Here is a 13,375-nt window from a genome sequence, read left to right as displayed (position 1 = left end):
ACACCCAACGAGCTGTCCTTCTTTTTGTTAAAATCTTTGGACTATAAAAAAGACCGGGCGTTTTTTGCCCGGTTTTTCTTAATCATTATTTTACATGCAAAAACTTTACACAAACAGGATCAGGCACTGCAACATCTTTTTGAAGAAGAGTAAGCTTTCCAGTTTCAGCATCCCGGCTGTATAGGGAAAGGTTGCTGGAATTTTGATTGCTGGCAACAACGAATTTTTCGCTTGGATCGAGAACAAAGTCACGCGGCCATTCGCCGTTTGTAGAAGTATGTTCAACAAATGTTAATGTGTTTGTATTTTCATCAATCGCAAAGACAGCAATACTGTCATGGCCTCGATTTGCTGCGTATACGAAGCGGCTGTCAGAGGACAAATGGATAGCACTGCCTTGGTTGTTCTCCGTAAAATCTTCAGGAATCGTTTTAATGGCTTGCAGCTGTGTAAAAGAACCATCTTCAGCATTATAGCTTAGCACAACAACCTCAGAACTAAATTCTGTCATCACATAAGCAATTTTGCCATTCGCATGGAAGACAAGATGTCTCGGACCGCTTCCAGGTGTGAATGTGAAGACGGACTTCTTTGATAATTTCCCGTCTTGTACCTCATAAGTGATAAGCTCATCTGTACCAAGGTCTACTGCGGCTGCATATTTTCCGTCAGGTGTCATCCCTGCATAATGGGTATGTGCCTTCTCTTGTCTGCTGTCAGGGCCAGAACCTTTATGCTCCATAATAGAGCTTACAGGCCGAAGGGAGCCGTCGGTATTTGTTAAGTAAGATTCAACTGTTCCTTTATGGTAGTTTGCTGTCAGAACAAGGTTTAAAGCTTCATCAATGCTCACATGGCAAGGAGGTGAACCTGCAGAAGTTTGGCTGTTTATAAGTTGTAAGCTGAGGTCATTCTCGTCAATTGAATAAGCAGCTACCCCGCCATCTTCGTTATCTTTAATCACAGAATATAAGTGACGGTTATCTTCTGAGATCGTTAAGTAAGTTGGGTTGCCCAGTTCAGCTGCTGCTTCAATATTGTCTAGCTTCTTTAATTCAGTATCCAGGGTGAATTTATATATTCCTTTGCTCTCCCCTTTTGTATATGTACCAATATATCCAGCGTATTTTGCCATCTTTTTAAACCTCCAATATATAATATGGTTTCTTCATTCTATGTTAGCATGTTCAAATTGATTGTGAAAATAATTGTGTTTCTTATATGAAAGACGGCAGATTGCACTCTTAATGGTTCAGTGATATAGTTTTTTACAGATTATTGGTATATATGGCATCAAATAGCCTATACCCTTATGTAAAAAAATGATTAAAATAGGGGATGATTCCCCGATTGATGTCACTAACATAGTAGAATAGAATGATCTTAACTTGCAGCTAATTTAGAAAGTCTACCAAGGCGCACATATAATTGAAAGGAGGAATATAGTGGAATTCATTTTGCTTTTACTTGTTTCAGCCATTCCATTAATCATTTCCATTGCCGTACTTTTTACACCAAAAACTCATATAACGATTGCGATGGCTGTGTTCCTCTTTCTGCTTTCTTCCTGGCAAATGGATGTATCGATTCTGTATGCGAACGGTGTACTATCATTAGACACCATTGATCTACTATTTCGTATTCTTAGAGGCGGATCGATCTTCCTCATGCCAATGATGTATTATTTCTGTTATCATCTTGTCCAAGAAACACCTTCCTTAAGTCATATGAAGGGTTTATGTAATAAATCGACCTTATATATAATGATTGGATTTAGTACAATCGTTTATCTCTTTAATTTTACAGAAGCTGGCATTGAAACATATCACTTGGTTCATGCTGAAGGGATCTCCCCTTCTCATTGGATGCCCGTGTATGGGCCCTTAAATAGTTTGTTTATCATCAATACTTTTTTCATATTTATTAATACTTCAATGCTTTCAATCCTATCACTGCAAATAAAGATTAAAGTCTATAGAAGTTTTTATTTAAAATTGATGATAGCGGCTATGTTTATTTTATTTAATGGAGTTATGAGTGGTTTTTCATTTTTTCCTTTGTTTTTCTCCAGTTTTAATTCGATTATTGCAGCGATCATTTTATTTTTCGGTTTCTTTCAAATGCAATCATCCAAAATCCATTCAATGAACAAAGAACTTATCCGCCAAAGTGATTTGCTGGAAGCGATCATGAATATTAATCCTAATTATTTGCTTGTTACGAGCGGGAAAAATAACATTGTAAAAGTAAATGACTCTTTCTGCGAACTTTTCAGCTTTAAAGTGAAGGATTTAATAGGGTTTAAGTTTTCAGATTTTCCAGAGGTTAAAGAAATACTGAATGAAAATCTGGAACAGCCTAGTAAACATACTGATGCAAAAGGGAGAGTAAGGTATATAAGCTGGGGCACAAGAGAGCTTCAGCAAAGTAAAACGGAAATTTATCAGATCTACTTTGGAATTGATGTTACAGAACAGAAACGTCATGAACAAGTATTATTATCATCAGAAAAATTAAAAGTAATTGGAGAAATGGCCGCTAGCGTTGCTCATGAAATTCGCAATCCATTAACGACCATAAGAGGCTTTATTCAATTAATAAAGGAAAAGAACTCTGATTCGAAATATGAAAATATTCTTCTGGATGAAATTGATCGTATTAATGAAGTGTTAAAGGAATTGCTTATCTTAAGCAAGCCGGAGGCTCGCGAACAGGGGCAAGCTGGGGAGATTGAAGTATATGTCAGAGATGAAATCCGCAGCATCCATATGCTTTTCCACGCTCTTGCTTTGGAGCAAAATAAAAACATCTATATTGAAGATCGGCTCAAAAAAGATTGTTATATTAAAATAGATAAATCTCATTTCAAACAAGTCATCATTAATATTTTAAAGAATAGCCTGGAGGCAATCTCTAAAGGCGGCAAAATTAAAATGATTATGGATGAACGGGCTGGAAAAGTGCGGATTCGGATTATTGATAATGGGGAAGGAATCAATAAACAAAGGTTGTCTAGAATCGGTGAGCCTTACTATACGAGTAAGGAAAAGGGGACAGGCATTGGCCTTACAATCTGTTTTAAGCTTATGAAAGAAAACAGCGGGGAAATGACGGTGAAAAGCAAAGAAGGCTGTGGAACTTCTGTTACAATCCTGCTTCCCTCCCATCAATAAATGTTTGTAAGATAAATCTGCTGTCGATGAAAACATTAAAAAGAACATGTCTGATCACTAATGGAGGAGTCAGACATGTTCTTTTTTTAACAGGTGAATAAACAAAAGCATGATAAATGACAGTCCAACCATGCAGGCGACCCAAAGATAAGCCGTTTGCATATTACCCGCATCAATCGCTAAATAGATGGCTGTCGATGTCGTCTGTGTTTTTCCGGGGATATTTCCTGCAAACATAAGTGTTGCCCCAAATTCACCCAGAGCTCTGGCAAAACTTAATATCGCACCTGTCATAAGCGCTTTACTGGCGAGGGGAACGGAAACATTAAAGAAAAGACGGAATTCGCCAGCTCCATCTACTCTTGCAGCTCCCTCAATATCAGAATCAATCCCTTCAAATCCAGCTTTTGCTGATTGATACATAAGAGGAAACGAAACCACAACCGCGGAGATCACCGCAGCCCACCATGTGAAAATAAGAGGCTGATCAAACAAAAACTCAATAAATTGCCCTGCGGGACTATTTCGCCCGAAAAACAAGATCAGCAAAAAGCCGATGACAGTTGGCGGAAGAACAAGCGGCAATAGGAAAAGAGTTTCAATGACAATCTGACCTTTAAATCTTTTTCGGGCTAAAACCTTTGCAAATATCGTCCCTAAAATGATAACAATCACACTGGAAACGGCAGCAATTTCAATGGATAGTCTGACTGGTGACCAAAAATCGATAGACATATTAATTCAAACCTTTAAATCCATATTTTTTAAAAATTGCCATGGCTTTCTCGCTTTGGAGATAGTCATAGAATAATTTAGCTTCCTCTTGATGATCCGATTCTTTTAAAATGCCAACAGGATATATGATATCTTCGTGTGTGCCTTTAGGAGCAGAATCGATGATCTCAACATTTTCAGAAACAAGGGCGTCGGTATTATAAACGATACCTGCATCTACATTCCCTGTTTCCACATATGTTAAGACTTGGCGAACATCCTTAGCATAGACAATTTTATCTGTTACATTCTCCCAGATATTCAGATTGGACAGCGCCTCCTTAGCATACTTACCCGCAGGCACGGATTCGGGAGTACCAATCGAGAGAGTTTCGAACGCAGATAAATCTTCAAAGCTAGAGACTTTGGAAGTGACTCCTTTAGAGGCGATGAGAACTAGATCATTGCCTAAAAGATTTTTACCTTCTCCTATCAATCCCTCATCTACTAGTGTTTGAAACTTATCTTCAGCGGCAGAAAAGAAAAGGTCTGCTGGTGCACCTTGTGAAATTTGCTGTTGCAGGGAACCGGAACCGCCAAAATTGAAGGTTAAAGTAATATTTGTATGGTCATTCTCAAAGTCTGTTTTTATCTCATTTAGTACATTTTGTAAGCTTGCTGCAGCTGATACCGTTAATTCTGTCTCTGCCTGTTCTTGGATTTGATTACTGCTAGAACAAGCGGAGGCAAAGAAACAGCACAATATAACAACCGCAAACAAACCGATCCTTTTTATCATCGCTGTCTTCTCCTTCACTAACATGAACTACCATCCATTATAACGCATTTAACTCACCGGGGGGACAGGTCTCTTGATCCTTCGTGATCAATAGGCTCCTGTTTGTGACAATTTAAAGAGAGCGATTTGTTGCTGGTACTTTTAATTTAATGGCAGCTCCGCTCTTCTTGATTATTATGAATAAAATTGGAAAGTTCTAGAACATTTATGTATATTATGTTATAGTGCATTACAACAGTAATGTACTATGTTAGAGGAAGGGGGCGGCCAGTATGTTAAATATGGAAAGCAATAAGCCAATTTATGTACAAATCGCTGAATGGATTGAGTCTGAAATTTTAAGCGGTGCCCTCAAGGAAGAAGAAAAGGTGTACTCACAATATCAGCTGGCAGAAATGTATACGATCAATCCTGCGACCGCAGCAAAAGGATTAAACCTTTTGGCTGAAGAAGAAATACTATTTAAAAAGCGCGGACTAGGCATGTTTGTCACTGCAGAAGCAAAAGACATTATTTCTAAGAAGCGGAGGAATGAGACGGTGAAAAGGCTTATTCAAGAGCTGGTTACAGAGGCAAAGCGACTGCAGATTGGTGAAGAGGAATTAATACAAATGATTAAGGAGGAGGGGGAAAAGCCATGAATGTTATTGAGGCAAAAAATGTAACGAAAAAATATCTTCGAAAAGAAGTTTTATCAGATGTTTCTTTTTCTATTAAAGAAAATACTATAACAGGATTGATTGGACGCAATGGTGCTGGGAAAACAACTTTACTAAAGTTAATAGCCGGTTTTCTAAAGAACTCATCTGGAGACCTTAACGTTTTTGCACAAAAGCCATTTGAAAGCCTGTATGTATCAGAGAATTCCATATTTGCAGATGATCGAATGGGGTTTTCGTCTGCTCTAAAGCTCGGTGATATTTTAGATGCAGGAGCAGTCTTTTATCCAAATTGGGATCAGGATTTGGCACATCGGCTATTTGAGTATTTTCAGTTTGATTATGATGGCTATCATAACAGGCTTTCGAAAGGTCGAATGAGCACGTTTAACATGATTGTGGGCATTTCATCAAGGTGTCCCCTAACTATATTTGATGAACCAACAACAGGCATGGACGCATCGACTAGAAAAGATTTCTACCGGGCTGTCTTAAGAGATTATCTTGATTTTCCTCGGACAATCCTTGTTTCAAGCCATCATTTGGAAGAACTGGAGGATATTTTAGAGGATGTCCTTATTTTAAATAACGGTAGAGTTCACTCTCATATGCCGATATCCGATTTAAAGGAATGGGGCCTAGCGGTGAAAGGAAAGCGTGAAGATGTTTCACATTGGCTGGAGGATCAAGAAGTCATTTACCACAAGTCTGCGGGCGATGATTTTGATTATGTCATTGTGAAAAATCAAGGACAGTCCCAAACTGTACCTGGACTCGTTTTTTCATCTGTATCTGCAACCGAAATGAGTATTCATTTAACAGGTATGTCGAAAGGGGGAATTGACCATGTCTTCGCAAGCCGCGAAATTAAGTAATATTGTCAAGAAGCAATACTTTTTTAAATTTAAATCTAATTTAGATGTGTTCAGCTCACTCGTATTCATACAACTGATTGCTGTTGTGTTTTCTTTCAATTCTACCAGCAGTATGGGTGGTTCTGATGGGTTATTTTCATATAATATACGTTCCTATTCCGCTGATGTTATTATTGCCTTTACATTTTTATGGGTTTTTATTGCAGCCATCACCATGACAACAAAGCACAACCGATATGCTGATTTCTCATTTGTGGCGAGCCGGGTTTCAGGCAGCTTGTCTAACATTTTTTTTCTGCTGACACTTAGCGGGATTGGGAGTATTTTTGCTGGAATGGCTGGGTTTCTGCCTAGGGCATTTGCCTTGCGTTTCTCTGACGAGGTGTACTATGAAACTTCGTTTTCACTGAATGCCTTTTTAATCAGTATTGCGGCTTCATTCCTTTATATGATGTTGTTTAGTGCAGCCGGTTATTTTATTGGGGCATGTGTGCAAATCAATAAATTATTTATTCTATTGTTCGTGGGACTGCTGATCAGCTTCGGCAGTAACGCTTTTTCCATAAGTATTCCGCAAGGCTTTATTGAATTCTTTGCATTTGAGGCACAGTTCTGGTTCTTTGCGGCTAAGGTGCTTTGTGTCAGTACGTTGTTTTACACAGCAGCCACGATGATCTTTGCAAAATTGGAGGTGAGAAAATGAGATCATGGAGAAAAAAGAAAAAACTCACTCATTGGCTTCTCATTGCTTACTCCATTGTATTGATTGCCAGTATGGCATTGGTTCTTTTAATGAATGATAACCTGACATTATCAAAAGCTGAAACGGAATTATTTGGTGTGGAAAGTGAATTATTGTCAGGGAACTATCAGGAAATTGATGAGCAATATAAAACAGTGGAGTATCATTTTGATTATGAGGAAGACACTTTAGAACTGACTTCACAATATCCGGAAAATTCACTGTTTATTCTGAAAGAGAAACAAGAGCAGGATCAAAAAGTGGATGTAACTATTTTCGGACCCTATGCTCAAATTAACCAGTATGATGTAAGTGATCAGATGGCAACTCTCCAAGCTGAAATTCAAGACAAAGAACTAGCCATTTCCATAACTGGCAGGAACTATCTTGACATGAATCTAGTCACAACTAACTTTACTAGCAACCAATTTCTGAGTGAGGAAGGTATAGGTAGAGATTTTGCTTACAATGTACCCATCATATACATCCAGCTGCCGCCAAACATCAACATTAACCACGGACCGGAGATCCACACAAGAACAGTACAAAAGTAAGTAACGTGGGGGAGGGTACAACTAAACCCTCCCCGTATTTATATAAGCATCAGTATCTTTGGATGCTATTCCTTATACAAAGTAGTTCCCTGCTATCCTTATTGAAAATCCTCAGCTCCCATCAAAAACCTGAGAAATCCCTGTAGCTACAAGGAAGTAAGACAAATTAAAAAGCCGTTTCCATTTTATTATGGAAGCCGGCTTTTAGTGGTGAATGGAATAGTTTTGTTATGCTCGATTTAATCAGAGGCGATGATTTTAAGAGGCATCATGATGTTTTATCTCAGTTTGATGAATCTGCAAAGGCTCTCTTTTGAATTTATAGGCCATCCAATACGCAAAGCCAATAAAGATTGAGCCGCCAACAGCATTGCCTAAATAAACAGGGATGAAATTTTCGATATAGCTTGCCCATGAAAGATGTCCGGCAAAAATAGCAGCTGGAATGACAAACATGTTAGCAACGACATGCTGGAATCCAATTGCAACAAAGGCCATGGTCGGAAACCAGATTCCAAGTATTTTTCCTGTTGTGTCTTTGGCGCCGTAGGATAGCCAAACGGCAGCCGCCACTAGCCAGTTGCAGCCGATTCCGGAGATAAAAGCAGGCAGGAAAGCGGCCTCTACTTTATGTTCAGCAATGCTAACCGTTTTTTCAAGAAATACGCCGCTCTCTGTCAGCCCGGCAATATGGCCGAAAAAGTAAGCAACGAACAATGCGCCAGCAAAATTGCTGACAGTCACTAGTCCCCAGTTCTTTGCGACAGAAGCGACCGACACTTTCTTTGCCATACTAGCGAGAGGAAGAACCATCATATTTCCGGTGAGCAGCTCACCGCCGGCAATTAATGTTAGGATAAGACCAATTGGAAAGAGAGCGGCACCCAAAAATGAGCTGATTCCAGCTAGATCGCCAGCTAATGGTGCAGTCACACGAATATAAAGCAGATAGCCTAGCGCAATAAATGCGCCAGCTTGAAATCCCAAAATCAGTGTTCTCATAATAGGATAATCTGCTTTTTTTACACCCATATCAACTGAATAACTTGCAATTTCATCTGGTTTATAAAAAGACATATCGGAAAACCTCCGGTAATAAGTGAAATGCTGTGAAGTACATCACATATACCTATAGTTTAATGCAAAGATTTCCATAATGATGTGAACGTTTTAGCACTGTTTGTAAAACGCTTACATTTAAAACTATATGGGCAGAGTAAACATAGGATTTCTTATTAAAGTGCAATAGACAAGAAACATTTGTGAGTGTATAAAGCAGCATAGTTATATTTATCACAGGAAAAATCATACTTGGGTTCCAGAGGCTGTATATTGACATTTGTTAATTTCGAAAATATAATAACTTACATAAAGTAAGTATATGAGAAGGAGAAAATAATATGAAATTTCACGAGGCTCCACATGTTTATGTTAGCCAAGTTCAATTAAAGGTTCAGGATTTGCAAAGATCACTGGCATTCTATCAGGACATTTTAGGTTTAAAAGTTATAGAGAAATCGGAGGAAATCGTTCGTTTGTCTGCTGATGGTAAGACAGGGCTTATTACATTAACTCAGCCAAGCACCATTTCCCCAAAGCAAAACAGAACAACAGGTTTATATCACTTTGCACTCCTTCTTCCAGAGCGCAGAGACCTGGCAGCCGTTATTCGTCATTTAATCAGTACAGGCTATCCGCTGCAAGGGGCATCTGATCATCTAGTGAGTGAAGCCCTTTACCTGGCTGATCCTGATGGAAATGGAATTGAAATTTATCATGATCGTTCATCAGAAGGCTGGGAGTGGAAAGATGGAGAGGTTGTCATGGCAACAAATGCCATGGATGTAGAAGGTGTTTTATCAGAATGGGATGGAGCATCTTGGAGCGGTCTGCCCGCTGGAACGATCATGGGGCATATCCATCTGCACGTTTCAGAATTCCATAAGACTAAAGAGTTCTATTTAGAAGGTCTTGGATTTGAAACGGTTTGCACTTATGGAGGGCAGGCACTTTTCATTTCAACTGGTGGATATCATCACCATATCGGGTTAAATACTTGGAATGGGATTGGAGCTCCAGCTCCGCTTGAAGATCATGCCGGAATGGAATCTTTTACACTCGTATTCCCGAATGAAGAGGAACGGCAAGCCGCTGTTAAGAGGCTAAATATGCTTGGAGCAGCCGTAGCTGAAATGGATGGGCAGTATACTGTAAAAGACCCTTCTGGCACAAAAATGAACTTTTAACCTTGCCCGAACCCGCTTTCTCATTGTATGTTAGTAGCAAAATGAGCGCCGCGGAGGGGAAAATATGGATGACATCACTATTGCTGATCTTGAAAGTAAGTATCCACTGATAAAGAATTTACGTGTGTATAGAGAAACAGCTTGGGAGAACCTCAATTATCGAAACGAGCTGCCGGAAGATCTTGGGCTGTCGGATATTGAAGACGCTGAAAAAAGGTTACGAAGGTTTGCCCCATTTATAGAAAAGGTTTTTCCAGACAGCAGAAAGAGCGGAGGCATAATAGAGTCTCCTCTTATTAAGATGGAAAACATGGCGATTGAATTGGCTGATTCTTTTGGCATAAAGATACCAGGTGAGCTGCTATTAAAATGTGACAGTCATTTGCCAATCTCTGGTTCGATAAAAGCTCGGGGCGGCATTTACGAGGTGCTGAAGCATGCGGAAGATCTTGCACTGAAGCATCAATTACTAAACCAACATGACAATTATGAGGTATTTGCAAGTGCAGCTTTTAGGCAATTTTTTTCGCAGTATAGCATTGCCGTTGGCTCTACCGGAAATTTAGGACTGAGTATTGGAATTATGGGGGCAGAACTGGGCTTTAATGTATATGTTCATATGTCAGCTGATGCGAAGCAATGGAAAAAGGATTTGCTGCGGACAAAAGGTGCCAGCGTTATTGAGCATAGTGGTGATTTTAGTGAAGCGGTCGCTACAGGACGGGCACAGGCGGAGCGGGATGATCATATGTACTTTGTTGATGACGAAGATTCCAAGCATCTATTTCTTGGATATGCAACTGCAGCACTTCGGCTGCAAAAACAGCTGGATCACCAGGGGATCGCAATTGACCGTGAAAACCCTCTTTTTGTTTATCTTCCATGTGGCGTAGGCGGAGGACCAGGTGGTGTTACTTTTGGACTGAAAAAAGTTTTCGGCGAGCATGTACACTGCTTTTTTGTAGAACCAGTTCATTCTCCCTGCATGCTTCTCGGTTTAATGACAGGACTTGACGATCAAATTTCTGTTCAGGACATTGGACTCGATAATAAAACGGCAGCAGACGGACTTGCTGTTGGGCGGCCATCCGGCTTAGTGGCACGAGCAATCAAATATGCTGTCAGCGGCATTTTTACGGTTTCAGATGACAGGCTATTTGCTCTCCTATATCAATTGGCAAAGCACGAGAATCTATATCTGGAACCATCAGCACTGGCTGGATTCAGCGGTTACCTTCGATTGCAGGAAAACGACTCGTACTCCAGAAAGCAGGGGCTGCAGCATGTTATGCAGAACACAACGCATATTGTATGGGCAACGGGCGGCTCTATGGTGCCAGAGCATGAAAAGCAGGAATATTATTTAACAGGTAAGCAGGTTTATGAAAAGGGGTATAAGTAACAAAAAAGGCTTGGAATGAGTTAATCATTCCAAGCCTTTTTACCATACTTAATCTTTAAAAGGATTATCTTCTCGTGCATTAACCTTTGGCAGTCTTCCATCCCTTGTCCCAATTTCATCGGCATATCCGCTAGGATAGTTTTCTGGGTCAGTGTTCATTTTTTCATTTAACGGACGGTTAGGATCAATATTTACATCTGGTACTGGTGCTGTTGGGTCATCTGGTGCATAGCTTCTATTATCCAATTCTCCTGGATTTAATGGGTCCTCATCTGCTCTGCGTGCAGATAGATCCGAGTTTGGATCATTGCGCAAATTATATTCAGTATTGAGATCATCTGTTTCTGAATGTGGTTCAACAATAACAAGGATATTTCCTTCTTTCACATCACCTTCATAACGATTTGCCTCATCTTCTGGAATACCCATGCCAATTAAGGCTCCAGCAATAGAACCAGCTCCTGCACCAACAGCAGCTCCAGCTAAAGCGGTTGCTATTGGTCCTGCTGCAACAATCGGTCCAATTCCGGGAATCGCCAGGGCACCGACCCCAGCCAAAATACCGGTTAGTCCTCCTAATACGCCTCCCGTAGCTGCGCCAGTTGCTAAGCCTTGTTCAGCCTTTGTTCCTGTTTCTTTCGTTACTTCATCCAAGTTAGCTCTATTGCGGCTGATTACAGAAATATCTTCCGAGCGATAGCCATCTGCTCTTAAGCGTTCTACTGCATCAATCGCCTCTCGTTCAGTTTTATATGATCCAACTACTTTTTTATTCGTTGACATATTTTATAACCTCCTTGGGCTTGTATATAATGTACATACCCCCTGTGTTTAAGAAATAGGCAGGTAAAATTTACCGAAATGTTTGGGAAAGGAAGATTTGATGGAAAAGCTTTATTATCAGGATCCGTATATAAAAGAATTCAAAGCACAGTTATTACACCAAAATACTGATGAACAAGGTAATTTATATGCTGTTCTTGATCAAACAGCATTTTATCCGACTGGCGGAGGCCAGCCGCATGATACGGGAGTGCTAAATGGTGTTGAAGTTGTGGCGGTAGAAGAAGTGGAAGGTGAGGTACGTCATTATATAAAAATGCCATTGTCGCAAGGAGAGATAGAGGGAAAGATTGATTGGTCCCGCCGGCTGGATCATATGCAGCAGCATACTGGACAGCATATTTTATCTGCAGCATTTGCAGAGCTTTTTAACTGCCAGACGGTAAGTTTTCATCTTGGCAAGGATATCTGCACCATTGACATTCATACAAATGCTCTAGGGGAGGATGAAGCTTCAGCTGCAGAGGTTCTTGCAAATAAAATAGTTTTTGAAAATCGGCCAATAGAGACGAAGTGGATCAGTGCTGCAGAGATTACTCAATATCCGCTCCGCAAGCAGCCATCTGTAACGGAAAATATTCGCCTTGTCATTATTCCTGATTTTGATTATAACGGTTGTGGCGGTACACATCCTTCATCAACTGGACAAGTATCTTCTATTAAAATATTGGATTGGGAAAAACAAAAACAAAATATCCGAGTTCAATTTGTATGCGGCAATCGTGTACTAAAACAGCTTCATGAGAAGCATAAGGTGATGAAGCAGCTGACAGCCGCATTAAATGCGCCGCAGGAAGACGTTGCAGATTCTGCAATGCGTATAATCCAAGATGCTAAAATACTGGAGAAAACGGTGGAGAATAAAAATGAGCAATTATTATTATTTGAAGCGAAGGAATTGCTGATTCAGCATAAAAACGAGGATAACGTACAAGCTGTTTTTTACGATCGCTCCATTAAAGAAGTACAAACATTAGCACGTAAAATAACAGAGCTGGCAGAAGACTCGGTTGTTATTTTGGTTAATGAGCTAGAGGATAAGCTTCAGTTTGTTTGTGCAAGCGGAAATGGCTCTGATGCCAATATGAAGAAGCTTGCGAAGGAATTGCTGGGCAGCATCGATGGCAAAGGTGGCGGAAATGAATCTTTTGCGCAAGGGGGAGGTCCAAAGGGCATCTCAGGTGAAGAACTACTTCAAAAAACGAGGCAGATATTATCGGTTAATTGATAAAATATTTAGAAAAATCTATTAAAAACATTGTCAAAGCGAAATATGTGTATTACAATTTTGTTATAGGTCATGCATTATAATGAATGTTTATGCTATCGCATAAATACCTCATATAATATCCGTGATCAGGAGGAGTA

The 13,375-nt window shown here is 39.9% G+C and carries 13 protein-coding genes; 8 read left to right on the top strand and 5 right to left on the bottom strand.

The features are described from left to right. Positions 1-85 precede the first annotated feature (85 nt). A complete protein-coding gene (locus tag F7732_RS18400; protein WP_151575551.1) occupies positions 86-1,135 on the bottom strand; it encodes a lactonase family protein in 1,050 nt (349 codons plus the stop codon). A gap of 310 nt (positions 1,136-1,445) precedes the next feature. On the opposite strand from F7732_RS18400, the gene F7732_RS18395 reads away from it, so the two are divergent. Continuing rightward, positions 1,446-3,173 (top strand): ATP-binding protein, encoded by a 1,728-nt coding sequence (locus F7732_RS18395; protein ID WP_151575550.1) that lies wholly within the window; start codon positions 1,446-1,448, stop codon positions 3,171-3,173. A 69-nt stretch (positions 3,174-3,242) separates the two neighbouring features. Here F7732_RS18395 and modB read toward each other — a convergent pair whose 3' ends face one another. Beyond that, a complete protein-coding gene (modB, locus tag F7732_RS18390) occupies positions 3,243-3,908 on the bottom strand; it encodes a molybdate ABC transporter permease subunit (protein ID WP_066450817.1) in 666 nt (221 codons plus the stop codon). Position 3,909: 1 nt separating this feature from the next. Further along, positions 3,910-4,686, bottom strand: a complete 777-nt coding sequence (gene modA, locus F7732_RS18385) for a molybdate ABC transporter substrate-binding protein (protein WP_192913055.1) — start codon at positions 4,684-4,686, stop codon at positions 3,910-3,912. Positions 4,687-4,958: 272 nt separating this feature from the next. Here modA and F7732_RS18380 point away from each other — a divergent pair, with 272 nt between their 5' ends. Genes F7732_RS18380 through F7732_RS18365 form a run of 4 tightly spaced genes read left to right on the top strand, consistent with a single transcriptional unit; the run spans position 4,959 to position 7,516 of the window. Beyond that, positions 4,959-5,327, top strand: coding sequence for a GntR family transcriptional regulator (locus F7732_RS18380; RefSeq protein ID WP_151575548.1), 369 nt, complete (start codon positions 4,959-4,961; stop codon positions 5,325-5,327). Next, entirely contained in the window at positions 5,324-6,220 is an 897-nt protein-coding gene (locus F7732_RS18375) for an ATP-binding cassette domain-containing protein (protein WP_151575547.1), read from the top strand. The genes F7732_RS18380 and F7732_RS18375 overlap by 4 nt, the downstream gene beginning before the upstream one ends. Then, on the top strand, positions 6,192-6,923 hold the full coding sequence (locus F7732_RS18370; protein WP_151575546.1) for a hypothetical protein: 732 nt from the start codon (positions 6,192-6,194) through the stop codon (positions 6,921-6,923). Before F7732_RS18375 ends, F7732_RS18370 begins: the two co-directional genes overlap by 29 nt. Further along, positions 6,920-7,516: a hypothetical protein gene (locus F7732_RS18365; protein ID WP_151575545.1), complete on the top strand. Its 597-nt coding sequence runs from the start codon at positions 6,920-6,922 to the stop codon at positions 7,514-7,516. Before F7732_RS18370 ends, F7732_RS18365 begins: the two co-directional genes overlap by 4 nt. Before the next feature lie 258 nt (positions 7,517-7,774). Here the strand turns inward: F7732_RS18365 and F7732_RS18360 are convergent, their stop codons facing one another. After that, positions 7,775-8,593: a formate/nitrite transporter family protein gene (locus F7732_RS18360; RefSeq protein ID WP_151575544.1), complete on the bottom strand. Its 819-nt coding sequence runs from the start codon at positions 8,591-8,593 to the stop codon at positions 7,775-7,777. A 323-nt stretch (positions 8,594-8,916) separates the two neighbouring features. Between F7732_RS18360 and F7732_RS18355 the strand changes: the two genes are divergently transcribed. Continuing rightward, on the top strand, positions 8,917-9,762 hold the full coding sequence (locus F7732_RS18355) for a VOC family protein (protein ID WP_151575543.1): 846 nt from the start codon (positions 8,917-8,919) through the stop codon (positions 9,760-9,762). Positions 9,763-9,826: 64 nt separating this feature from the next. After that, complete coding sequence (locus F7732_RS18350) at positions 9,827-11,164, top strand: D-serine ammonia-lyase (RefSeq protein WP_151575542.1); 1,338 nt, start codon at positions 9,827-9,829, stop codon at positions 11,162-11,164. A 48-nt stretch (positions 11,165-11,212) separates the two neighbouring features. Here F7732_RS18350 and F7732_RS18345 read toward each other — a convergent pair whose 3' ends face one another. After that, positions 11,213-11,947, bottom strand: coding sequence for a general stress protein (locus F7732_RS18345; protein WP_151575541.1), 735 nt, complete (start codon positions 11,945-11,947; stop codon positions 11,213-11,215). Between the two features lie 100 nt (positions 11,948-12,047). Here F7732_RS18345 and F7732_RS18340 point away from each other — a divergent pair, with 100 nt between their 5' ends. Beyond that, positions 12,048-13,235 (top strand): alanyl-tRNA editing protein, encoded by a 1,188-nt coding sequence (locus F7732_RS18340; protein ID WP_151575540.1) that lies wholly within the window; start codon positions 12,048-12,050, stop codon positions 13,233-13,235. The last annotated feature ends 140 nt before the right edge of the window (positions 13,236-13,375 follow it).

Origin of the sequence: Bacillus mesophilum (assembly GCF_008923265.1) — a bacterium.
Lineage (GTDB): Bacteria > Bacillota > Bacilli > Bacillales > Cytobacillaceae > Cytobacillus > Cytobacillus mesophilum.
The sequence above is the reverse complement of the archived record's forward strand: the minus strand, read 5'-3'. Positions and strand labels throughout refer to the sequence as shown.